Here is a 23,256-nt window from a genome sequence, read left to right on the forward strand (position 1 = left end):
ATCGCTGAAGGAGCGATCGAGACCCGCAGTCGCAAGACCAACCGGATGCCTTGGTATCAGTTACATCTCCCGCTCGCCGCATAAACGCGCGCAGGTAATGCTGCCACATGGTAGATATGAAAATTATTTCCGTTCGTAGCGAAGCCCCGGCAGCACTGACTCGACTCCAGATTACAATCATGCAAGTTTTCGAGTAGGGCAAGCATGTGCTCCAGAGATCGATGATATTATCTGCATCCGAGCTGCAAAGCCTGTACTACGAAACTACTACATAATTTCCAGGACACCGAAATGAATATCTGTGAAACCACTCAATGCACATTGCAGGACTGGCTTTCTGCTACCTCTGGGTGGGCAGGACTGGTAGTAGCAATAGTCGCAGCATACTACGTTTACCATCAGCTTGAAGAGCAACGGAAGCAGACTGCATTTATCATCGGCGACGGCATTCCGACCTTGGAGATGTACTTGGCGGCGATGTCAGGTGCCCGAGCCGTGTTCAGAATAGTGAACTGGAATAGACGCTTGTTCTCAATCAGGCGCATTAAGATCGAAGCGTCCCACATCACGCCCCCCACGCCAGTTTCCTTACTTTTCCATGAGCCAGATTCTGACAACGTTATCTCACTGCTTCCAGCAAGAGTCCGTCCTAATGGATATTTTGTGGAGGTTCACGCAGCGAACGGCTGGATCAACCGTCAGGGGCCCCCGCATGTCCTGGATTTCGAAGTCCATTTCGACGCTAGGGAGGATTATACCGAGGTTCTCAAGCACGCGACAAACGATGACAAGGCGCGGATCATAGTTACATGCCGGTTCGAAGACGGGCAAGAAAAGGATCTACAGCTTGCTGTCAAAATTGAATTGCGTGACCTCCTCCCCAATAATATCAAACGATCTGACTATGACATGGCTCCTTAACCTTTGCTGCCAGAAGTTTCGAGCAGTTGGAGACTGGGATTTCTTTCGCGATCGCAATGCCGGCGCCGATCGACCGGAATGGTTTTGAGGCCAAGGTTGATGGCCGCGAGATGGGCACCTGACGTGATGCCCGCCCGGCGCAGGATCGAAGCGGCCAGCAACCGGCCGAGCCAGGGCGCGTTCTGAAGGACGGAGAGTTCGTTCCAGGCATCGAGGGCAACGATCGCCTGCATCACCACCGGCAGATTTTCGACTTGGCGCAGCACGCCGCGCCATTCCTCCAGCCGGGCATCCTCGTCCCAGTCGAGATCATAGACCAGTGCGTCTCTGTCTGCCGCACTGGCGCGGCCGGGCCTCGATGCGTTTTCGATCGCGGCCTCCGATCGGGCAAGTACCGCATCGATGGCGGCGTAGTCCACGCCGAGGAGATTTTCGACGTCATCGACATCTTCCCCCTCCCCTGCCGCGGCGATCGCGAGCGCCGGCCGAATAACTCCGGCCGTCGTCGGCAGAGAGCGCCCAGCCAGATGGCTGAGAGACAATGCGCCGGCGGGTGCGCAGGATGTCGCGGGCGATTGTCAGCTCATGGGTCGGTGTGCGAATATCTCGGGTATGATCGTGGAGGGCGAGATCCTCGATATGGACGAGTTCGCCGTCGATCCACAGCGAGGCACAGGCGTCGGTAAAATGGGTGCGCTGGATCCATCCCTGACCCACCGGCGAACGGACGATCCGCTCGTCCAGACGCGCCAAGGCGATACCGGCGCGGAATGCCGGCTCCAGCAATGCTGTCATGCTGATTTTTGCAATATCGTAAGCCATTGAAATCATGGTAAATTATTTTCTATACGAACTCTATAAGGATATTACCGTTCCTCACATGGCATGACTGCAGATTGGTGCTCTAACCGTCGATAAGTATATTATCGGAGCCAAGACCGCCATGAACTGTGACAATGACAAGTTCCGATCCCGCTTGCCCCCCTCGGGAATTTCGGATCCCGTATCCAGCTGAACCCCATGCTCGGCCAATGTGCCGGCAAGACGTGTTTTGACGGCTACAAGTGTTTCCCAAGCTTATCCCCCTGTGAAATCCACGTAACCTTACCACCATCGGTCTGAGCGGAATTTTCACGCGCTGCCTTTAGCCACGACAAAGACGTAGATGATCCTGATGTTTTATCACAAGGTAGAGAGCATCTACGCCAGTCTAAAAAATTGAAATAGCTAGACATCTTTTAATTTAAAAATACTTGTGCTAAAATTATTCCCGAAGTCTTTAAATTGTACAACTTTTCAAGGAAAGATTTGGTTAGACAGCCCTGATGCCAGCGATACGATATTATAAATAAAAGAAACGACAATTTTCGTAGACGTTGTGCTATAGCAACAGGTATTTGTTTATTGCTGTCTATCCTAGTTAACATGACGTTAACGGGCGGGGGTCAAGTGATATGAAGTATATCTTTGCAGCGGGGATTCCACTCTTCGGTTTAGCGGGGTGTGTAACTATTCCATCTCCACAGTCGGAGCGGGCATTTTCTTATAACAACATCGTGAACCAAGTCGAATGCGAGACATTCCTAGCCATATCCGACCTGGAAGACAGTCCTAAGTTCGAATGGGCTAAACTTGACCAGTGGGCGATTAACATATCGATTTCCCCATCTTCGACTTTAGACAGCCAGATTGGTTTCGGCGGAAGCCACAAGAGCCGCAAGGGCGATGACTATTTCCAGTGGCTCGCGGGCGGCACGGGCGCATCACCGGGCGGCATTAATTACGAACAGTATGGAAACCATCTCGCTAAAAACGAGTACCAACTGCGTGTAAGCGCGCTTTTTGAGCCTGTGCGTGATGCTCAAGGGAACCCCATCGTAAATGCAAGCGGCAATCAAACCTTCGTTGTGAAGGACGGCAAGAAACAAGCCAACCGCGATCTCGTTTGCATTGAAAAGGGTAAGCCTTTGAAAGAAGGCGTTCCACATTCTGCATTCGCAGGAGGATTTTTTGGCATTGAACAATTTCTGGCCAGTGCGTTGCCGAATACCGGAAGCCTCAAGGTTTTGCCAAAAACCATTGGATATAGCAAGGAATACAAGGCAAAACTGCAAGCAGGCGTTACTGCTGGCTGGTACGTTCCGCTTGGGAACAGCAGCCCAGCTATTGGCGGCTACGGGGTGATTGATAACATCATTGGCGTGACCTTCACACCGGTTGCAAAAGACCCACTGCCGAAGCCCGTGCCCGTTTACATGGTCGACAAACCGTCATCCACTACACCCGTTGTCCGGGTTCCTGGTAGTAAATCGACCAGAGGGAAGACAGGTTCTCCGACCCCGACTCCCAATGGGGCCTCAGAGCGTAAGACACTAAGTCTTCCATTGCCACCCGACGCCAGTGACCGCCTCACCAACGGCTCAAACTTCTTGCTTCAGCAGCAATATCTGCGCCAATTAACACCCGAGTTATCGCAATAGGCGAACCTCTTGAACGACGCCACATCTTATCACACTATTATGCCCTGAGACCGTGCCTAAAAATAAAGATCAATTTCGGTGTAATGGTCATGGCAGCGTAACGGCGGCATCCACATCTTCGCAGACAGAAATAACTTATTGCAGGGATTAAGTAAGGCATAACGATCATTAAAAATAAAACTGTCTAACTTGCAAAACTTTGCGAAAGATGTCTAAATAAACTGCGAATGATTTTGGTTATATTCGGCCTTTCAAAAAGCAGAAGAGTTATGGAATTTAAATAAAACTCAAAGGTATCCGGTTCAGAATTTTCGCAGATTTTTCAACCAACCGCTTTGAGGTAAATTGTGCATGTGGTGGGTTCAAGGATGAAGTGCGACTTGCAATAGATAACAAAGGTTTATCGTTTGCAAGGAAAGCGCAATGAAACGCACTTACTCCCATATCGACTTGGACGAACGCCGTAAGATCGCTCGCTGGCGTATGGCGGGCCAAAGTATTGAGATGATCGCCGAGACACTCGGTCGCCATCGCTCGACGATCTTTCGTGAAATCAAGCGGAATACGTTCATCGATGAGGTGGTCCCGGACCTCAATGGCTATTACTGCGTCACGGCGCATGACATGGCTTGCGAACGGCGGGCCAAGCTGCGGAAGCTGGCGCGGTTTTCGAATGTGAGGCAGTCCGTGATCGACCGGATCATGCATGGTTGGTCGCCCCAGCAGATCGCCGGTCGCATGCGGCTGGAACAGCATCCGATCTTTGTCAGTCACGAGACAATCTACAAGTTCGCATACTCGGCCGACGGTCATGCCATCAAGCTGTGGCGTCACCTGCCGGAGCATCGAGCTAAGCGACGACCACGACATGCAAGACGTAAGCATGGTCAAAGGTTTGGCCCGGAACTCAACATTCTGCATCGTCCGAATGTCGTTGCTGATCGCAAGCAGTTCGGGCATTGGGAATGCGATCTGATCCAGTTCCGCAAGAAGTTCGGCAAGGCCAATGTGACATCGCTTGTTGAGCGGGTGAGCCGCTTTACGATCTTGTTGCGCAACAATGATCGCCAGTCCCGCCCGGTCATGGATGGCATCATCCAGGCGTTGAGGAGCCTCCCTCACCTCGCCCGCCGATCAATGACATTCGACCGAGGGACAGAATTCACTGACTGGCCGTACCTTCAGGCAGGCATAGGCACGCAACCATGGTTTTGTGACCCTCAGTCGCCCTGGCAGAAAGGAACGGTCGAAAATACAAATAGGCGAGCGCGGAAATGGCTTTCGAGAGACGTCGATCCGTTGTCCGTAGCCGACACCGATCTGATTGAGATCTGCAATCAACTCAATCAGACACCGCGTAAATGCCTCGGCTACCGAACGCCGGCTGAGGTCTTCCGCAAGAAACTACTCGCGTAGACGCGACATGCCAGCTAGCTTGAAAGCCACGCAGGTCGCGCTTCAGCGTGAACTCACATGTATGCTAATCGGTAAAAAAACGGACTGTACAAAACATGTTACAAATATCCAATCGATTCAGAATTTTCCTCTCTGGGCTGGCGAGAACACTAACTTTATGGCCAACTGACGTTCGCATTTCGGATCGACACCTGAGCTACAATACTTCCACACAAGGGAGTTGGTGCAAGGATCCAAATTTCAACGTTTTGCAGGGCTAGTCGCAAATTTTCGGGCTTAACCGCATGTTGACCATAGGTATGGAATTTGCCGCTCCGAAAGTTGCGGAGCGAGCCATGATTCTGAATACCATTGCCGAGAAGCTGAAGCGCCAGTCGAAAGATGATTTCAAAGGCAGGCATTTCGAGGCTTGGCTGATTGTACAGGCAGTTGCCTGGTACTTGCGTTACCCGCTTAGCTACCGCGACCTGGAGGAAATGTTCGCTGAGCGCGGCTTCGAGGTCGATCATAGTACGATCAACCGCTGGGTATTGGCTTATGCGCCGATAATCGAAAAACGGCTGCGGCAGTTTCGGCGACCACATTGCGGCTCGGTCCGGATCGATGAGACCTACGTCAAGATCCGCGGCAAATGGCGCGATCTGTATCGAGCCATCGATAAACACGGCAATCCGCTGGATTTCCTGCTGACCGCTAAGCGCGATCTGGACGCTGCCAAGCGGTTCTTCCGCAAGATGCTCAAAGACGAGCCCTTGTTGTCGCCGAACAGGATCGGGACGGACGGGGCCAACACCTTCCCCTCAACGATCAAAACGTCGGTTGGTGATGGGCTTCTCCATCCGGACCCCGTGCATTATGTCACCAAGCATCTCCAGCAAGGTATTGAAAGCGACCATTTCCGGGTAAAGAAAAACATGCCAAAGATCGGCGGCTTCCAATCCTTCAACACGGCGCGGCGAACCATAGCGGGCTTCGAGGCGATGCTGTGGTTGAGGAAAGGCTTCGGCTTTTCCGGAGGCTGGACCATCAACGATCAGAACGATTTGCTTGCGCGGCTCTTCGGACTGCAAAAGGTTAACAAAGCGTGAAAACGAGGATGCTCAGGGGATAATCACGCGCTCCGAAAATGTTTGCGACAAGCCCCGATAATGTCTCTGGATGAGGCGGCTTAAACCGCCTCATCCACAATCGGATTGCGCAGGATTCCGAGCTTGTCGATTTCCACTTCAACAACATCGCCCGGCTTCATCCACAGGGGTGGATTGCGCTTGGCTCCCACGCCGCCGGGGGTGCCGCTGACGATAACGTCTCCGGCTTCAAGCCGGGTGAAGGTGGAGCAATATTCGATCTGGCGGGCAATATCGAAAATCATCTGACCAAAGGTGGCGTCCTGCACAACGGTGCCGTTCAGGCGGGTTTGCAGGCGCAGATCATCCAGCGGTCCCAATTCGTCCTGTGTCATCATCCAAGGGCCAAATGCGCCCGTGTCGGGGAAATTCTTGCCCGGTGTGAACTGGTGGGTATGGCGCTGGAAATCCCGCACGCTGCCGTCATTGTAGCAGGCATAGCCTGCAACGTGGCTCATGGCATCGTCTTTTGAAATATAGCGTCCGGGCTTGCCGATGATCACGGCCAGCTCGCCTTCATAATCGAGGTCCGTGGACACTTTTGGCCGGATGATCGGCTGGAGGTGCCCCGTCTGGCTGTTGGAATAACGGGCGAAAATGGTGGGGTTTTCCACTTCCGTGCGTCCGGTTTCCTTGCGGTGGTTTTCATAATTGAGGCCAACGCAGAGGATTTTGTCCGGGTTGCCAATCACCGGCAACCAGGTCACGGCACTCAGCGGTGTTGCCACCGCTGATGCGGTGGCTTCAGCAACGCCATCAAGATTGGCGGTGACTGCCGCTTTCAGGTCAGCATAACGGGCTTTAAGAACCGCGCCGACATCAAGAAATTCATCACCCTTGACAACGCCCCAGGTTGTTTTTCCGGCAATGGTTACGGTGGATAGTCTCATTATACGTCTCCTGTCATAAGAGTGTGGGAAGCCCTCAGGCTTCCTGTGTTCGTGTGGAAAGGCGTGTGATCCGGCCAAAACGCTCAACGGTGCGCTCAGGGAAAATCAGGGCGAAAGCCGCAACCGCGCCGATCAGTAGAATGCCTGCGGTAAACAGCATGGCGTTATCATAGCCTTGGGTCAGATGATCTGGACCAGCTGCCTGCACGATCACGCCCGTTACCGCATTGGAGGCGAGGCCGGAAATGGCGTTGGCGGAATAGATCACCACAATCAATCGGCCACGCTGAACGGCGGGGGCAATAGCGCCAAGCGTGATGGGCCCATAAATCGTGGTCAGGCTCGGGGCTGCAAAGGCAATGGCCACCAGCGCCAGCTGCAAGGCACCGCTGGTATAGACGGACCCAGCCAGGGCTAGTCCTGCGATCAGCAATGCATAGCCGGAAGCACTGCCAAGAGCGGAGCGCTTGCTGGCACCCTTTTGCAGCATGCGCTGTGCAACCCATGAGCCAAGCAGCAGGAGCGGTGACTGGAAAACATAGACGGCAGAGATAATCGAGCCGGTTTGGCCTTGGGAATAACCAAGCCCTTGTTGCAGGAAGGGCGGCAGCCATGTGGCCGACATGCCGACAATCCAGTAGGACATGGTGGACATGATGATCACGCCAATGACAGTGGGATCAAGCCAGAGATTGCGGGCTGGCACAGGCGCTTGATCACTGAGAACGGCACCCTTCTGATCGGCACTCTTGTGATCTTCTTTGGCATAGGGGCCTTCGCCACCCACCATCAACCAGCAGGCAATCCACACCAGACCAATCACGCCGCAAAACAGGAAGCCAGACCGCCAGCCATGATTGACGATGATATAGGTGAGGATCGGTCCACCTGCCAACAGGCCAACGCTGATGCCCTGAACCACAATGGCGCTTGGCACGCTGCGCTTTTGCGGATGAAACCAGTTTTGGCAGGCATGCAGCGCCGTTGGCAGGCCGGGGCCTTCACCCAGACCCAACAGAATGCGGCAACCGATCAGAACCGTGATGGAGCTGCTGAAGAAAATCGGAATCTGCGAAATCGACCAGATCAGAGCAAGGATCACCAAAATCCATTTCACCGGAATGCGGCCAATCACAAACAGCCCGACAAGCACACCGGAAATCGAGAATAGCAAAAAGAAGCTGCTGCCAATCAGGCCGAATTGCTGGGGCGAAATTCCCAATTCCGTCATCATCGGCACGGCGGAAAGGCCAAACACCAGCTTGTCGAAAAAATTCAACGTCTGGAACAGGAAAAGCATCAGCAGGACCATATAAGGTCTCAAGGTGCCCGGTGTGGTTTCGGTCATGATTTCCTCCCAGAACCGATGAAATGAAAATGGTGAATGGTGGCCGCGCCTGTCAGGCAAGGCGCGTTTGCAGATCGGATAAATGCTGGTGAAGGGCAGCGATGTCGACAGCCCCTGCAAAGACATAGTGGTCGGGCCGCACAAGGGCGGCGATGGCGCCATGACGGTCGAACCAGTGGGCCAGAACACCATCCTTTTCTTCCAGCACGCCATCAGCAGAGGGCGAGCCGACAGGGACAATGGTGCATACGGTGATGCCCTCGGCTGATTGTGCGAGCGAACGAACCTCTTCCGGCGAGACTTTCCGGCCATCCAGCAACAGCCGCCAGCCATTGCCAATCACGCGGTCCATCAGCACCGTTTCGCCATTGGTGATGATGGCAGGTTGCGGGAACAAAAGGCCACGGCCCGGTGTGCCTTCTGCGGCAATCAAGCCTTCCTCAATCGGCGGCACGATTTCCTGACGGGTGATCGTCAGCGGCTGGCCGCCGCCCTCAGAGATGATGCGCGCATCGCGCTCGGCAGCAGCGGTGGGGTCGCGCTCGCAGATCACCTGGCCAATGGCCTTGATCTTGCCCGTCAGAGTGCGAACATGGCGCTTGCGCTCAATGGTATAGCTATCCAGCAAGGTGTCCGACGATTGCCCCTTCAAAACCCGGTCCAGCTTCCAGACAAGATTGGATACATCGCGCAGACCCTGACACATGCCTTGGCCGATGAAGGGTGGTTGCTGATGCGCGGCATCGCCTGCAATGATCACCCGCCCGCGTCGCCAGTCATCGGCCACCAAGGCATGGAAGCGATAGGAGGCTGCGCGCCACAAATCACCATCGTCCGGTGACAGCCAAGGCGAGAGAAGCTTCCAGACATTCTCCGGCTTTTCCATCTCGCGGCCATCTTCGCCCGGCAGCAGCATGATTTCCCAGCGGCGATGGTTGTTCGGGCCAATGATAAAGCTGGTTGGCCGCGCCGGATTGCAAAATTGCGCTGAGGTTTGCGGCAGTTTTGCAAGGGCTTCGTCATGCACCTGCACATCCACCACCAGCCATGGCTCATCAAACACCAGATCTTCCAGCACAATGCCGGCAAGCTGGCGCACGGTGCTGGAAGCGCCATCACAGCCAATGGCATATTTGGCGGCCACATTGCGCACGTCTCCGTCGCTGGTGCGCAAGGTTGCAACAACCTCGTCTCCGGTATCCGTGAGGTCAATCAATTCGGTGCCAAGCTCAATGGTCACAGTGTCCAGACTGTCCGCGTGACGGCGCAGCACCTGTTCCACCGGGGGCTGGGTAAAGACCATGCTGGGCGTATAGCCGAGCGGATAAGGCTCAGGCACCATATCGATGCGGCGGATCAACTGGCCTTGCGCGCCATAATGCTGGGAGGCGGTGAAGGGTGCCACAAAGGGCAAAACCTCATCGGCAACGCCCATATTGTCGAAATGCCGCAGGATTTCGTGGTCCACGGCAATGGCGCGGGGCTTTTCATAAATCCCGGTCATGCGGTCAATCACCAGCGTGGAATGGCCACGCTGGCCGAACATGCTGGCTGCAACCGCACCTGCCGGACCAAAGCCCACAATCAGGACATCATAACGGTTTGTAATTTCGTGTTTGGTGTTCACGGAAAAATGCCTCTGCAATGGATAAGGATCAGGCGCCAGTAAAGCCTATGGAAAGCTGAGCTTTTTTGCAGGCTTCGCTCTTGGGCGGAGCAATGCCCCAGTGATCGGTGCGACCGGGTGGCCAAACCCATTCATCCGGGCCTTTGACGCGGTAATTGTCATCCACCTGCAATACCTCGGCGGTGTATTCCACCACCACGCCCGTGGGATCGACAAAATAGGCAAAGACATTATCGCCGGGGCCATGGCGGCCAACGCCCCAGCCAATCGAATGGCCATGATCCACCACCCGACCCGAGCCACGCATGACGGATTCGAGGTCTGGCATGAGAAAGGCAATATGGTTGAGGCCATTCACAGGCGCTTCGGCCAGCACAACGGCATGATGATCATCATTGCAGCGCAGGAAGGCCATCATTTTGGAGCGATCTGTCAGCTGAAAACCCAGCACGTCCTGATAGAAGGATGAGAGTGCTTCGATCTGGTTGCTGTTGATATTCACATGCGCCAAGCGCTGCACCTGATTGGCAATGGCTTTGCCCTCTTTGCGCAGATCACCATGCACGAATTCAATCACAGACCCTTGCGGCTCGCGCACCACAAACCGCTGCCCGCCGGAGGGCGCGTCAGCAGGGCCGATCTCGCGCATCACGGTGCAGCCAGCTTGGGTGCATTTTTCAAAAAGAGCCGTGAGATCATCTTGCGAGCCAGCCCGAAAAGTGATCTTGCGAAGCTCGGCCTTGTCGGCTGCCTTCAATTCCAGCACATGAAAATCATCGCCAGAGGCTGCGAGATAGACCTTGCCGCCGGTTTCCGCCGCCACGCTCAGGCCCCAGACCCGCGTGTAAAAATCAACCGACCCGGCAAGATCGGGCGTGGACAGCTCAACGCTGCGCAGGGCGATGACTGGAAAATTACGCATTCGTCGTCTCCTCAAGAGCCAGAAACGTCAGGGCATTGGCGAATGTCAGACGTTCCCGTGTAGCGTCATCGGCAAAGGCGGCTTCAACGCTTGCCAAGGGTGTTTTATCGCGAAAATTGAAGGGATAATCGGTGCCAAGCATCACCTTGTCCTCGCCGAACACCGAGACAACTCGGCGCAAAGTGTCTGCATCAAACACCAGTGTATCGGCATAGAGACGGCGAGCCTGTAACGAGGGCCGCTCAACCAGCGCCTCCTTGAGGGCCGGAAAGGTCGAATATCCCTGTTCCAGTCGTGGCAGCAGCGATGCCAGCGTGCCGCCGCCGTGGCTGAAGGCAATGCGCAGGTGCGGAAACAGAGAGAGAAGATTGCCGGTAATCACTGATGCCGCTGCCAGACCCACATCGGTTGGATAGGCAAGCACCTGCTGCAAAGGCGCAGGCCCGACCAAGCGGTCCATGCCCGCAGGCCGAACGGCGTGGACGAAAATGGCGGCTCCCAGCTTTTCGGCTTCCGCAAAAAATGGATGAAAGCGCGGATCACCAATCGGAACGCCATTGATATTGCTGCCGATTTCGACGCCTTGGAAGCCAAGCGCCATGATCCGATGCAGCTCAACAATCGAAAGGTCGATATCCTGAAGCGGTACGCCGCCGAGGCCAACAAAACGTCCTTTGCCTTCACTCACCAGCGCTGCAATCACGTCATTGACGTGGCGCGTCAGGTGATCGGCGGCGTCAGCGTCGATCCAATAGCCGAACAATTCCGGCATGGGCGAAAGCGCCTGAATCTGAATGCCAGCCTTGTCCATCTCTTCAATGCGGCGCTCTGCAACCCAGCATGCGTCATTGATGGTGCGGTAGGGCTTATCATCAATCACCACGGTGGCATGGCAATCCACCACTGATGTGATCGATGGCCAGCCCTTCAGCGCTTTGCCGCCGGGTGTGGCCGGAAAGCTGGATGGCACGACATGGCAGTGAACATCTATACCCGTACATCCGCAGCCTCGCCGGTAAAGGCGCGGCATCCTCCCTGTTTCACTCATTCAATCCTCCGTGCCTGCCCTGGCGGAGAGTCGTAATGTACAAAATTTTCGACGTAAAGCTAAAATTTATAAATTTCATTTGATCAATCAGTGTGTATATAAATAACCGGGTGAGGGTATCGGAATTTTCATGGACGTCGATCTGATCAACAAAGGAGCGGAAATCCCGGCAACGCTAGCCACCAGTGTTTCCGAGCGGCTGAAGGCGGATATCCTGTCTACGGCGCTTGAGCCGGGGCCAAGCAGTAGATGCGATCTTTGATGCAGCAGTATGGGGCGGGCAAACCCCTTGCGTGAGGCGCTCAATCGGCTGTCCACTGAAGAGCTGTTGATTGGTAAGGAACAACGCGGTTTCTTCGTCAAGCCGATCGGTCTGGAAGAGGGGGATGCGGTGTATTCGACCACCACGCCCTGCGGATCGACGAAATAGGCAAAGACATTGTCGCCCGGTCCGTGGCGCCCGACGTCCGAGCCGATCGGGTAGCCCTGATCGACGACCCGTCCCGACCCGCGCATGACGGATTCCGTATCCGGCATCAGGAAAGCGACATGGTTCAGCCCATTTGTTGGCGCCTCAGCCAGGACCACGGCGGTAAGTTTACAGTGCCGGTGCAAGCGCCTCTGAACGGGCTTACTCCTTTTTCACTTCCACCCATGTCGTCTTCCTGTCCTCATGGTTTGAATTAATATCAAAAATCTTATCGTTAAAGACATAATTTATAAATTTTGCAATTTGCCCTGTTCGTGTATATGAAACCAGGGAGTTATACCGAGGCACCATGAACATCGACGTGCAGACAAAAGCGGCAGACAGCACGCCCACGCTTGCCACAAGCATTTACGAACGGCTGAAGGCCGATATCCTCTCGGCCCGCCTGGAGCCCGGCCGCAAGCTGCAGCTGAGATTCCTCATGGAATATTACGACGCGGGGCAAACGCCGCTGCGCGAAGCGCTAAACCGCCTGAGCGCCGAGGATCTGGTGATCGGCAAGGAACAGCGCGGCTTCTTCGTGACGCCGATCAGCCTGGAGGAACTGGGAGAGCTGACGAAGACCCGCTCCTGGGTAGAAGGTCTGGCGTTGCGTGAATCGATTGCCCATACCACCCCGGCGTGGGAGGAATCGCTCCTCGTGGCGCATCATCGGCTGGAGCGCGCGCCACGCTCTCTGAATCCTGAAAGGTTCGAAAGCAATCCGGAATGGGAGCGTTTGCACCGTGCCTTCCACGCGCTTCTAATCGGCGGATGCGGTTCACGCCCACTGATCGGCTTCTGCGAACAGCTTGCTGACCAACTTCAGCGTTATCGCGCGCTTTCCAGTCGCAAGGCGTTTCGGGTGCGCAAAGTCAGCCAAGAGCACGCGGACATCTTGAGGGCGGTGCTTGATGGGAACAGTGACGAAGCCGTCAGCCTGCTGCAGGGACATTACGAACAAACCGCGGGCTTCATAAAGGCCGATCTCGAGACAGGCGAAACCGGAGACATCAAATCGCCGGCTTGAACGGTCCAACGATCACAACGCCACCCGACTACTGTACCATGTGCCCTAGCCACGCTAGCACGGCGTTAAAGGCACTCCGTGGACATTTAATTATTAGAAAAAACTAATTGACATTGTGAGCCGGAACAATCTCCGCGCATCGAGAGAGCGCAATATCGAGCGCCACTCGCGACGGCGCGGCGCTCAAACAGATGCGTATGCCAGGATGGGCATCCGGTCTCCTCGAAAACGACCATGAGGACGCAACGCGAACCCCAGCCGATTCAAACAGCTCACCCGGTGCTTTTGTCGAAATGAAGATGTGAGGCGAAGGCGGATTTCCTCGCAGTTCGGTGAAAAATGCCGTTGCAAGACGGTGTGGAGCCTCGATCTCAAGCCGCTGGTTCGCGACCTGCTCATTCACGCCGCCGCTTTCGATCCACTGGATAGCGACTTCCATCATAACCGGAGCCATATTCTAGCTTGTGGCGTAGACGGCGGAAGTCACGTTCTCAATCATTTGGCCTTTGCCCCAGACAAATCCGGTCCAGAGCCCGGCAGCTACGGTCTTGGAAAGCGTCGAAACGAACAGGATCGGGGCGTTGGAATGCAAAGCAGCCATCGGCTGTATATCTGCCAACTAGCCATAGGCGTCATCTTCTATAATGAGCGTGCCGTCGCGGGAGGCGGCTGTCAGCAGATCCTGCCGGCGCGACATAGGCCAGATTTTCCCTGTGGGATTGTGCAGCGTCGGGATCAATATTGCCGCGTCGGGCCTCGTAACGTTAACCGAACATCGATCAAAATGAGGGATCTGGCTGCATGACCAGATCTAGCCGTGATCCACTTTATCGTCACCACCGATTTCCAGCCGAGGTGATTGCCCATACCGTTTGGCTCTATTTCCGGTTTCTGCTGAGCCTGCGGATGGTCGAGGATCTGCTGGCAGCGCGTGGCGTCATCGTCTCTCATCAAACCGTGCAGCTCTGGGCTGACAAATTCTGCAGACACTTTGCCAACGATATCCGGAAGCGATCTGCCGGCAGGCTCGGGGACAAATGGCATCTCGATGAGGTTGTCATCACCATTGGTGGAAAGAAGCACTGGCTTTGGCGCGCCGTTGATCAGGACGGCTTTGTTCTCGACGTATTGGTGCAAAGCCGCCGCAATGCCAAGGCGGCAAATTGCGATCCTATGGTGCGGCAAAGCGGGAGATCATGCCCGGCGTTGAGCATCGTTCTCACAAAGGATAGAACAATTGGGCGGAAAACTCCCATCAGCCCGTCCGACGAAGAGAAAGGATCATGAAGCGCTTCAAGTCAGCGCGACACCTTCAGCGTTTCGTGTCCATACACGACCCGATCGCCAACCTCTTTCACATTCCCCGCCACGATATTCCATCCTCCCACCATCGCGAACTGCGAACAGAAGCCATGCAAGCATGGCACCAACTCGCGCGCCTTCACACCGTATGAACTAATTCCTCACGCCTAGATGTTGCGTTCACGGCGGCAAGTTTACAGTGCCCCTTCACCGCAAGCATCAAACCGCTGCAGAGCACCGTGAACTTCGCACTGAGGCTATGGCCGTCTGGCATGAAATTACGTTGTCGAATGTTGTATGAAATCAATGCCGTGGATTTCAATTCGTCGATTGGAACATAAGGCGACGCTACCGCTCTTGATTAGCGAAGCAAGGATCACGGTCAGCGATAAAGACAGCTGGATTAAAGAAACTACTCATAAGAGCACTGCCTTTCCGTAAATGCGAAAGCATTCGTTCCAGACAGGCTGAATGTCAGGTACGTACTGATTTGATGTAAGCTCATTTCTGTCCTCACCGAGAGGCACCGCCAACAAAGCGCAATGCCCGGCATAACAACGTTGTCACAATTGTCGCATGGTCCTCTTCAGGGCCAATTTCGAACTGGACGTTTGCCATAGCCCCGAAGGTGGTGCTGATCTCGGATGAGATTTGGCGCGTATTGTCGATCATACGTCTGACTTTACGAATTTCATCATACTGACTGCTGAAATTTTTGCTATCCTGCCACGGCGCAAGCTCCTGCTCCCATCGTCCAACCGCAGTATAGAGACGTATCGGTTTTGCGATCGCACGTGCGGATGTCAACGTTTGCGAAAGGCCGGGCCGATCCCACCAGATTGAAGGACTGAAGCTGATGTATCCATCGAACATGTCTGGATATTTCGCCAGTAGATCAAGGACGAAATAGCCTGCAAGCGAATGCCCCAGAAGGATGCGACGATGAGCGTCGGCATTCAGAGATGACTGTATATGGGACCGCAACTGATGACCAAGGAAGCGGATAAAGGCCGCCTGGCCGCCACAACAGTCCCTCGGATAATCTGCAAATACGTCTGGATCTGCTGAGTTGGCTGTGAAATCCCGGTGGCGGCGATCGACGTTATATCCGTTGGTGTTCGGGTAGCCAATACCCACGACAATAGACGGAGCGATCCCGGTTGCCTTTGGGCGACGCGAGACGCGGCGCACGGTCTCCGCAACAGTGATGAAATCCGAGTTGGCATCAAGACAATAGATAACAGGAAAGCCCGAAGCCGGTGGCTCGATGTCGGGGACATAGACAAAGATTTCGTATTCGAGATCGGTTTCCAATGAACGCATTGGAAAGCGACGACAGCCCGGCATGACGAGAGGCTGCGGGGCGAGTGAGATGGAGGTGACTTCCGGCAGGTCATGGCCCGTCCCCACACCCGCCCATGTTTTCTCAAGCTGATTGTCAGGCATGAAGCGTTGCACCTCCGTCTACATAGATATCCGCCATCGTGATATGGCCAGCCTTGTCCGAAAGAAGGAACAGGACCGCATTTGCAACATCATCAGGCGTGCCAAGCTTGCGAAGCGGGATACCCGTCTTGAAGTTTGCCAGCGAACCCTCGATCACCCGCTCGTCGCCGCGGTCGTCACTCCACATGCCCGTTTGCATGGGCGTCAACGTCGATCCCGGCGCAACGATATTGCAACGAATGCCGTATTCGGCCAGCTCTAAGCCGAGGCAACGGGTGAACATGGTTGAAGCAGCCTTTGACGCAGCATAGGCAGCCATATCCTTGCGCGGGATACCGGCCGCATTGGAACCAACGGTCACAATGCTGCCCTTGCGGCGTGCAACCATGCACCGCGCCAGCGCGCGTGAAACGTGGAAGACACCTGCCGTGTTGATGGAAAAGACCCGTTCCCATTCCCTATCGGTTGTTTCAAGAACAGATGTCGTGGACAGGACACCAGCGATATTGATGCCGAAGTCAATGCCGCCGCATTGTAGGGCCATCTCCGCCACCAGCCGTTCAACATCAGCACCAACTGTCACGTCCAGTGATCTGGCAAGGAGATGATCGCAAGAGAGATCCGCCAGAGATTCCACCGAAACATCGGTGGCCACAACCCTTGCGCCTTCATGCAGAAGCGCTTGCACGACGGCACGGCCGATTCCTCCCGCAGCGCCTGTCAGAAAAGCTGCCTTCCCTTTAAACTCGCTCATGACCGCTCCTCGATTTCCTCTGTCCTCGCATAATCCACGAGCGCCTGCTTGATGATGGGTACGACCCGGGCGACTACGTCCGCTCCTGTCATGTGGGCATGGACGAACGGAACATCATGAACTTTGAGCGATCCGACATAAGGTTCCCAGCGTTCCGGGCGAAGGCCTTTTTCATCGCTATGATCATTTGCTGCACGAAAATGCAGGACAGGTCCGTCATACCGGCGATGATGATGATCGCGCACAAGACGGTTGTTCAGCGAGACCACACGAACCATGCCGTCAAGCGCCGCAGATGGCAGCTTGCCTAATGGACTGCCACTTTCTGCAAGAAAGGTTGTGACCGCTTCACGGGTCAGCGGCAGATCCGGCAAGGTGTCGGGGTCATGCCCACCAATGGCAAGAAGAGCCTTCAGTTCAGCACCCGGTCCGGGATCCGGTTCGTTGCGCCAGCAATCGCAAGGATAGGCATCCAGCATGGTGACTACACCGACTCTTTGTCCCATATCCTTCAAATGCACGGCAACAGCCTGAGCGAGAATACCTCCAACCGACCAGCCAAGCAGGTGGATTGTTTCCTGATCTGCAATGAAGGCGATGCGGTCGGCATAGTCGCGTGCCATTTCGTCAAGGCTCCGTGGTGCCTCTGCACGGGTATCCAAAGCTGTTGCTTGAACACCCCAAGCGGGCAGTTCCGGCGCGAGCGCCCGGGCAAAGCCGTTATAGCACCAGGAAATCCCGCCTGCGGGATGCAGCATGAACATTGGGCCCATGCCCAGATCGACGGCGTTGAGCTTGATTAGTGGCTGGAGTCCATCGCTCTCGGCAGAAGGCACCTTGTCCATAAAATGAGCAAGCCTACCCACAGTTGAATGCTCAAACAACACGCCGATGCCTGCCTCATGGCCGGTGATTTCGCGTACGTGAAGCATAAGCTCCATTGCGAGCAGCGAATGTCCTCCGAGATCGAAGAAATCGTCATCCAGCTGGAATGGCCCGCGTGCTTTCAAAACCCGCTCGAACAACATTGCAACCAATTTTTCGGTTTGGGTGGCGGGTGCCCTGCCGCGCCCTCCGGCAAAGACCGGAGCTGGCAGACGTTTGCGGTCGAGCTTGCCATTGGCGTTGATTGGCAAGGCGTCGAGAACGACTATGATCGAGGGCAACATATAATCCGGGACAAGGCCACCGATATGGGCAAGAATGCTTGCATCTGCTCCATCGCTTATCGCTCCATCCTCAAGTGTGGCGTAAGCGACAATCCGCTTTTCCCCCACCGCATCTTCATGCAGCACCACCACTGTCTGCGTGACCGAGGGATGGGAGAGGATCGCTGTTTCGATTTCGCCAAGCTCAATGCGCAGGCCGCGCAGTTTGATCTGATGATCGGACCGTCCAAGATAGAGAACTGCGCCATCCGGGCGAATGCGTGCGAGATCCCCTGTCCGATACATAGGCTGCCCCGGATGGAAGGGGTCTGCAACGAACCGTTGCGCGGTCAACTCACGCTGACCGAGATATTCGCGTGCGAGTTGGACACCAGCAAGAAAGAGATGGCCTGCAACACCAACAGGAACGGGCCGCAAATAATCATCAAGCACATAGAGCCGCGTGTTCCAGACGGGGTAGCCGATCGGAACTGGACGGGATTGATCACTGACATCCGCCGACCAGTAGCTGACATCCACAGCCGCTTCGGTCGGGCCGTAGAGATTGTGTAACTCTGCGGTCATCCTTTGGTGAAAGCGTTCGCGCAGATCGGCGGTCAGTTCCTCACCGCTGCAAAAGACCCGTTTCATGGCAAGACCCTGTGCCGCCGGGTCTGACAGAAAGGCCGACAGCATTGATGGCACAAAATGCACTGTCGTGACTTTATGCTGTCGGATCATCTGCGCCATCACCTTGGGGTCTTTGTGCGCATCAGGCGGCGCGACCACAAGGCATCCCCCGCAGAGAAAGGGAAGAAAGAATTCCCAGACCGAGACGTCAAATGTCATCGGTGTTTTTTGCAAAAACACGTCCTGTGCGCCAAAGCCGTAGTGTTGCCGCATCCATTCGAGCCGGTTGACGATTGCCGCATGTTCGACCACGACACCCTTTGGCTCTCCTGTGGAGCCAGACGTGTAGATCACATAGGCGGCGCTGTCTCCACTGGTCTCGGCAAGCTCACCACCCCGAGGTTTGACGGGCCATGCCGATGGCGTGAACGCTGCCGCTCCGCCCACGGTATCTCCAACATCTGCCGATAGCACAACAATCGGGCGTGAGGAGGCAAATATCCTGTCCAGCCGCTCCTTTGGATGGCTGGTATCAAGCGGCATATAGGCGGCACCAGCACGCAAAATTCCAATCAACGCGACAATAAGATCGAGGGAGCGCGGCAGTGTGACGGCTACGATTGTATCGCGCCCTGCCCCGCGTTCCATCAGCGCTTCGGCAAGTGCTGCCGTTCTCTGATCAAGTTCCCCGTAGGATAGAGCCTGATCCCCGAAACGCACGGCCTGCTTCTCAGAAAAGCATGCCAGATTGTGTTCAATCAACTGCGACAGCGTCAGGCCCGTCACCGGATGTGCTGTATTGTTCAGGCCTTCAATCAGCCAGCGGTGTTCGTCTTGCGTGACAGTGGCAACATCGCGAAGGCACAGGCCTTGAAGGCCTGCATCAATAGCTGCACGGATGAAGTCCGCCAGTCGCTCGGCATGTTGCATCGCCTCGCCTGACTCATAAAGGGAGGGGTTGGTATCAACCTCAAGCGTGAGGTGGCGGGCCGAGGGGGTGCCGCGAAAGCTGAAGGTGATATCATCAACCGGGCCAGTTCCCACATTGGTCAGATGGGTTTGCAGACCGACAAGCTTTAGCGGAGCATCAAATGGCAGAATATTGATAAGCGCGCCATAAAGCCGCCGTTGACCGCCGAGAAGGGCAAGATCACGGCGCATTTGTTCGCCGCGATAGCGTCCATGCCGCCGATCTCGCGCGATGCGCCCAGCCGCCTCGTAAAGCCAATCGCTCAGTGTCGCATCCTCGTCGATCTTGAGGCGCAACGGCAGGATATTCATCAGCATTGTCGGAACACGCGCCGCAACTGAGCCAAAGCGCCCCATGAAGGGCACACCGACGACGACCTCGTTGCTGCGGATATGCCGAGCGATGTAGGCAGCAGCGAGAGCCGTCAAAATATCTGGCCAGGACAGGTTTCTCGCTTGGGCAAATGTCAGGATTCTATCGCAAAGAGCTTCAGGAAGCAGATAGTCGGCATGATCGTAGGACATCGCAGTGCGAGCCAGTCCGGGCTTCATGCCCACGACCTCAGGCAAGTCCTGCAAGGCCTCGCGCCAATAGGCTTCATCCCGCTTGACCCGCTCCGATGCCTGATAGGCGTTCTCCTCAGACAGCGCCGCTTCGACATCTCCCAACGGTGTGCCCGGTGTGCTGCCTGTGATGCTCGCATTGTAAAGCTCGGCGATGCGTTGCGTCACCAGACCCGTTGCAAAGCCGTCGGTCACTAGGTGATGCATACGATGATACAGCACAAAGTGACCGCCACCGAGTTTGTAGAGCACGACCCGGACCAACGGGCCTTTGGCCAGATCAACAGCACAGGTCATATCGGCTTGCATGGCGGCAAGCGCCTCTGCCTTGGGATCATCACAACCGGACAGATCCTCCACTCGTAGCAGCGGACGATTGCTCTCATCCACCACCTGGAGATCCTTGCGGATCACACGAACCGCAAAGCTGTCGGCCTCCATCGCCACCTGACGCACGGCGCGTTCCAAAGCCGCGACATCAAGCGGCCCCTCAATGTCCACAGAGTGGCCCGTGTTGAAGACGGGATTGGAGGGATCAATGCACTGCGCAAACCAGATACCTGCCTGTGCCTGCGTCAAGGGAAATTGCCGTGCCGTGCCGTTGGACACAGCTTGCGCCGGATACACCGTCATGACCGGGCCTCCAAAACAGTGTCCAGATGCCGTGCGGCGAGTTGCCACCAGCCAGCCAGTGTCGGGCGCAGCGCCATCTCGGAGAAATCAAGCGGCACCCCGCGCTTCTGCCAAAGAACAACGAGGTTCATGGCTCGCATCGAGTCCAGCCCCAGATCCATCAGATTGTCTTCGTCACCGATCTCGTCTGGATCAAGATGGATGATGGTGGCGATATCACGACGCATGAAGTCAAGGCTGAAAGACTGGGTCATGCGGTCACCTTGCTTTCTATTGCGGAAATCAATGTATCAACGGCAAGCGGAACGCCGCATGTCGCCGCCACATAATTCAACGCCATGTCGTGCTGCTCGCGCGAGAAATCAGCCAGCGCATCTGCCACAAAGAAGGGCTTTATATCGCGCTGGAACGCTTCACCCGCCGTCATCAAGCAGCCAATATGAGCATAGATCCCGCTGATGACGATCTGGTCGCGGTTGCGGACCTGCATCAGGTGGGCAAGATTGCTCATCTGGAACGCGCTGTAGCGATGCTTGACGAGGACAATATCGCTCAAGGTTGGGCGCAATGGCTCGATAATGGGCTGATGTTCCACAGCATCACTCATGCCCGGCCCCCAAAGATCGGCTTGCAGGCCGCGGTCGCGCCGATCCTGATTGCCGTTTTGCGCCGTATAGAAAACCGGCATGCCCGCAGCACTTGCCGCAGCCTTCAAGCGCTGGATATTGGCAATGACCGGCGCAATGGGCGACGTGTGCTGCTCAAACGCGCCCACAAAATAACTCTGCATGTCATGGATCAGCAGCACGGCGCGGTTGGGGTCAAAGGCCCATTTTGCCCGGGCTGCTGGAATTTCGGCGGCGGTCGGAAGATTGTAAGTGGCGATTTTAGGCAGTCCCATCTCAGGCCTCCATGGGTATGGTCTTGAGAAATTGTTCGCGAAGCTGTTGGCGCAGAAGCTTTCGGCTGACTTTGCCGACAGCCGTGGTCTCGAAGGCATCGACAAAAACGATCTGGTCAGGCACCTTGAAATCGGCGAGGCCACGGCTGCGCACAAAGGCCTTCAGCGCCATCATTTTCGGCCTGTCGCCTTGCGGAATGACGAAAGCGCAGCTTCTTTCACCCAGATAGAGATCAGGGATCGAGACCACCGCCGCATCAAACACCGCGGGATGCGCCAGCAGGTGATCTTCGATTTCTTCTGCGGATACTTTCTCGCCAGCGCGGTTGATATGGTCGCCCTCGCGACCTTGCACCACCAGATTGCCTTCCGGCGTGCGGGATACGATATCTCCCGTGCGATAATAGCCATCCTGTGTAAAGGATCGCGCATTCGCGGCGGTATCATTGTGGTATCCCCGGATCGTGTAGGGACCGCGTGTGAGCAGCAGGCCCGGCTCGCCGTCAGCAACAGGGTTGCCCTGGTCGTCCACGATCAGCACTTCATCGTCCGGGCTGATGGGCCTGCCCTGCGTATTGATGATCACGTCCTGCGGATCATCAAGCCGGGTGTAGTTGACCAATCCCTCGGCCATGCCAAACACCTGTTGAAGGGTGCAGCCAAGGGCTGCGCGGACACGGGATGCGCCCTCGGGCGTGAATTTCGCGCCACCAACCAGAAGTACGTCAAGGCTCGACAGGTCGTAGCGTGTTGCAGGTGCCGCCTGCATCCACAGCAGCGCCAACGGGGGCACGAGTCCCGTGATGGTTACCCGCTCCCTCTCAATCAGCGCAAAGGCGGTTTCGGCGCTTGGAGCGGGGCACATGACAATACGGCTACCGGCGTAAAGCGCACCAAAGACCCCGGGGGAACTCATCGGGAAATTATGCGCAACCGGCAAGGCTGCCATGAGCACGCTTTCGCCGTTCAGGCCGCAGATTTCGGCACTGGCGCGGAAGCTGTAGATGTAATCATCATGCGTGCGCGCAATCAGCTTCGACAGACCTGTACTGCCGCCGGATATTTGCAGGAACGCAACCGAAGACGATGGAGGAGCTTCTGGCAGCACAGCGTCACACGCTGCGTGATCCTCCAAGGCATCGAATTCCTCGGCATCGCCGACGACGATGACGTGACGCAGACCGGATGCACGCGCTTTTACGTCGCGGGCAAGCACCCGATAATCGAAATCTCCATCCCAGGTTGCGATCACATAGGCCGTCGCTTCGGCTTTTTCGACAAAGTGGACAATCTCGGTGATGCGATGGGCGGGCAGCGCAAAGACCGGAATGAGATTGGCGCGGAACAAGCCGAAGACCACAGAGAGAAATTCCGGAATGTTCGGCAATTGCACGACAACGCGCTGGCCCGGACGCAGTCCGAGGGAGAGAAAACGCTTCGCATTTGCATTGGCCCTTTCGACGAGTTGCGCATAGGTCCAGCGTTTTTCATCGCCAATCACGGCGATGTGGTCTGGAATGTCGCGGGCGCGTTGCTCAAGGAAACCTGACATGGTTTCCCCACGCCAATAACCTTTTTCACGATAGCGCCGCGCATCTTCGTCTGGCCAGACTTGGCTAATTTCCAGCATG

20 protein-coding genes and 3 pseudogenes are annotated in these 23,256 nt (G+C 55.7%); 8 read left to right on the forward strand and 15 right to left on the reverse strand.

Annotation, left to right across the window (positions count from 1 at the left end):
• Nucleotides 1-291 precede the first annotated feature (291 nt).
• Nucleotides 292-921: a type 1 periplasmic-binding domain-containing protein gene (locus IEI95_RS08845; protein WP_156538376.1), complete on the forward strand. Its 630-nt coding sequence runs from the start codon at nucleotides 292-294 to the stop codon at nucleotides 919-921.
• Between the two features lie 44 nt (nucleotides 922-965).
• Here the strand turns inward: IEI95_RS08845 and IEI95_RS08850 are convergent.
• Nucleotides 966-1,752 (reverse strand): annotated as a pseudogene (locus IEI95_RS08850) (RHE_PE00001 family protein); the annotation flags it as partial.
• A gap of 623 nt (nucleotides 1,753-2,375) precedes the next feature.
• Between IEI95_RS08850 and IEI95_RS08855 the strand changes: the two are divergent.
• From IEI95_RS08855 to IEI95_RS08865, 3 genes are all read left to right on the forward strand, one after another.
• On the forward strand, nucleotides 2,376-3,401 hold the full coding sequence (locus IEI95_RS08855) for a hypothetical protein (protein WP_156538377.1): 1,026 nt from the start codon (nucleotides 2,376-2,378) through the stop codon (nucleotides 3,399-3,401).
• A 423-nt stretch (nucleotides 3,402-3,824) separates the two neighbouring features.
• Nucleotides 3,825-4,817, forward strand: a complete 993-nt coding sequence (locus IEI95_RS08860; RefSeq protein ID WP_194416312.1) for an IS30 family transposase — start codon at nucleotides 3,825-3,827, stop codon at nucleotides 4,815-4,817.
• A gap of 335 nt (nucleotides 4,818-5,152) precedes the next feature.
• Nucleotides 5,153-5,905 (forward strand): IS6 family transposase, encoded by a 753-nt coding sequence (locus tag IEI95_RS08865; RefSeq protein ID WP_156538449.1) that lies wholly within the window; start codon nucleotides 5,153-5,155, stop codon nucleotides 5,903-5,905.
• Nucleotides 5,906-5,985: 80 nt separating this feature from the next.
• Here IEI95_RS08865 and IEI95_RS08870 read toward each other — a convergent pair whose 3' ends face one another.
• From IEI95_RS08870 to IEI95_RS08890, 5 genes are read right to left on the reverse strand one after another with little or no spacing between them, the layout of a single operon-like run.
• The gene (locus IEI95_RS08870; protein WP_156538378.1) at nucleotides 5,986-6,834 is read right to left on the reverse strand and encodes a fumarylacetoacetate hydrolase family protein; all 849 of its coding nucleotides are present in this window, start codon (nucleotides 6,832-6,834) and stop codon (nucleotides 5,986-5,988) included.
• 34 nt (nucleotides 6,835-6,868) lie between these two features.
• On the reverse strand, nucleotides 6,869-8,182 hold the full coding sequence (locus IEI95_RS08875) for an MFS transporter (protein ID WP_156538379.1): 1,314 nt from the start codon (nucleotides 8,180-8,182) through the stop codon (nucleotides 6,869-6,871).
• Nucleotides 8,183-8,234: 52 nt separating this feature from the next.
• On the reverse strand, nucleotides 8,235-9,809 hold the full coding sequence (locus tag IEI95_RS08880; protein WP_194416313.1) for a bifunctional 3-(3-hydroxy-phenyl)propionate/3-hydroxycinnamic acid hydroxylase MhpA: 1,575 nt from the start codon (nucleotides 9,807-9,809) through the stop codon (nucleotides 8,235-8,237).
• Nucleotides 9,810-9,837: 28 nt separating this feature from the next.
• On the reverse strand, nucleotides 9,838-10,731 hold the full coding sequence (locus IEI95_RS08885) for a VOC family protein (protein ID WP_156538381.1): 894 nt from the start codon (nucleotides 10,729-10,731) through the stop codon (nucleotides 9,838-9,840).
• Nucleotides 10,724-11,779 carry an amidohydrolase family protein gene (locus tag IEI95_RS08890; RefSeq protein ID WP_197435780.1) on the reverse strand — a complete coding sequence of 352 codons (1,056 nt, stop codon included), beginning with the start codon at nucleotides 11,777-11,779 and terminating at the stop codon, nucleotides 10,724-10,726. Before IEI95_RS08890 ends, IEI95_RS08885 begins: the two co-directional genes overlap by 8 nt.
• A gap of 130 nt (nucleotides 11,780-11,909) precedes the next feature.
• On the opposite strand from IEI95_RS08890, the gene IEI95_RS29615 reads away from it, so the two are divergent.
• Both IEI95_RS29615 and IEI95_RS29385 read left to right on the forward strand, forming a co-directional pair.
• Nucleotides 11,910-12,041, forward strand: a complete 132-nt coding sequence (locus IEI95_RS29615; RefSeq protein WP_272951332.1) for a hypothetical protein — start codon at nucleotides 11,910-11,912, stop codon at nucleotides 12,039-12,041.
• A gap of 9 nt (nucleotides 12,042-12,050) precedes the next feature.
• Complete coding sequence (locus tag IEI95_RS29385) at nucleotides 12,051-12,209, forward strand: GntR family transcriptional regulator (RefSeq protein WP_234890799.1); 159 nt, start codon at nucleotides 12,051-12,053, stop codon at nucleotides 12,207-12,209.
• On the opposite strand, the pseudogene IEI95_RS08900 reads toward IEI95_RS29385, so the two are convergent.
• Nucleotides 12,167-12,370: pseudogene (locus IEI95_RS08900) on the reverse strand (VOC family protein); the annotation flags it as partial. The gene IEI95_RS29385 and the pseudogene IEI95_RS08900 overlap by 43 nt on opposite strands.
• Nucleotides 12,371-12,558: 188 nt before the next feature.
• Here IEI95_RS08900 and IEI95_RS08905 point away from each other — a divergent pair.
• Entirely contained in the window at nucleotides 12,559-13,278 is a 720-nt protein-coding gene (locus tag IEI95_RS08905) for a GntR family transcriptional regulator (RefSeq protein ID WP_156538382.1), read from the forward strand.
• 103 nt (nucleotides 13,279-13,381) lie between these two features.
• Here IEI95_RS08905 and IEI95_RS08910 read toward each other — a convergent pair whose 3' ends face one another.
• Complete coding sequence (locus IEI95_RS08910; RefSeq protein ID WP_194416314.1) at nucleotides 13,382-13,720, reverse strand: aminotransferase-like domain-containing protein; 339 nt, start codon at nucleotides 13,718-13,720, stop codon at nucleotides 13,382-13,384.
• A gap of 15 nt (nucleotides 13,721-13,735) precedes the next feature.
• Nucleotides 13,736-13,879 carry a hypothetical protein gene (locus IEI95_RS08915; RefSeq protein WP_156538384.1) on the reverse strand — a complete coding sequence of 48 codons (144 nt, stop codon included), beginning with the start codon at nucleotides 13,877-13,879 and terminating at the stop codon, nucleotides 13,736-13,738.
• A 200-nt stretch (nucleotides 13,880-14,079) separates the two neighbouring features.
• On the opposite strand from IEI95_RS08915, the pseudogene IEI95_RS08920 reads away from it, so the two are divergent.
• A pseudogene (locus IEI95_RS08920) lies at nucleotides 14,080-14,732 on the forward strand (IS6 family transposase).
• 361 nt (nucleotides 14,733-15,093) lie between these two features.
• Here IEI95_RS08920 and IEI95_RS08925 read toward each other — a convergent pair.
• The 6 genes from IEI95_RS08925 to IEI95_RS08950 are packed head-to-tail and all read right to left on the reverse strand — an operon-like array spanning nucleotide 15,094 to nucleotide 23,255.
• Nucleotides 15,094-16,026 carry an alpha/beta hydrolase gene (locus tag IEI95_RS08925; RefSeq protein ID WP_156538386.1) on the reverse strand — a complete coding sequence of 311 codons (933 nt, stop codon included), beginning with the start codon at nucleotides 16,024-16,026 and terminating at the stop codon, nucleotides 15,094-15,096.
• The gene (locus IEI95_RS08930) at nucleotides 16,019-16,780 is read right to left on the reverse strand and encodes a 2,3-dihydro-2,3-dihydroxybenzoate dehydrogenase (RefSeq protein ID WP_156538387.1); all 762 of its coding nucleotides are present in this window, start codon (nucleotides 16,778-16,780) and stop codon (nucleotides 16,019-16,021) included. Before IEI95_RS08930 ends, IEI95_RS08925 begins: the two co-directional genes overlap by 8 nt.
• Nucleotides 16,777-20,724, reverse strand: a complete 3,948-nt coding sequence (locus IEI95_RS08935; protein ID WP_194416315.1) for a non-ribosomal peptide synthetase — start codon at nucleotides 20,722-20,724, stop codon at nucleotides 16,777-16,779. Before IEI95_RS08935 ends, IEI95_RS08930 begins: the two co-directional genes overlap by 4 nt.
• On the reverse strand, nucleotides 20,721-20,978 hold the full coding sequence (locus IEI95_RS08940; protein WP_156538389.1) for a phosphopantetheine-binding protein: 258 nt from the start codon (nucleotides 20,976-20,978) through the stop codon (nucleotides 20,721-20,723). The genes IEI95_RS08935 and IEI95_RS08940 overlap by 4 nt, the downstream gene beginning before the upstream one ends.
• Nucleotides 20,975-21,625 carry an isochorismatase family protein gene (locus IEI95_RS08945; RefSeq protein WP_156538390.1) on the reverse strand — a complete coding sequence of 217 codons (651 nt, stop codon included), beginning with the start codon at nucleotides 21,623-21,625 and terminating at the stop codon, nucleotides 20,975-20,977. Before IEI95_RS08945 ends, IEI95_RS08940 begins: the two co-directional genes overlap by 4 nt.
• Before the next feature lies 1 nt (nucleotide 21,626).
• Nucleotides 21,627-23,255 carry a (2,3-dihydroxybenzoyl)adenylate synthase gene (locus IEI95_RS08950; RefSeq protein ID WP_156538391.1) on the reverse strand — a complete coding sequence of 543 codons (1,629 nt, stop codon included), beginning with the start codon at nucleotides 23,253-23,255 and terminating at the stop codon, nucleotides 21,627-21,629.
• Between the last annotated feature and the right edge of the window lies 1 nt (nucleotide 23,256).

The organism is Agrobacterium vitis (genome assembly GCF_014926405.1).
Lineage (GTDB): Bacteria > Pseudomonadota > Alphaproteobacteria > Rhizobiales > Rhizobiaceae > Allorhizobium > Allorhizobium vitis_H.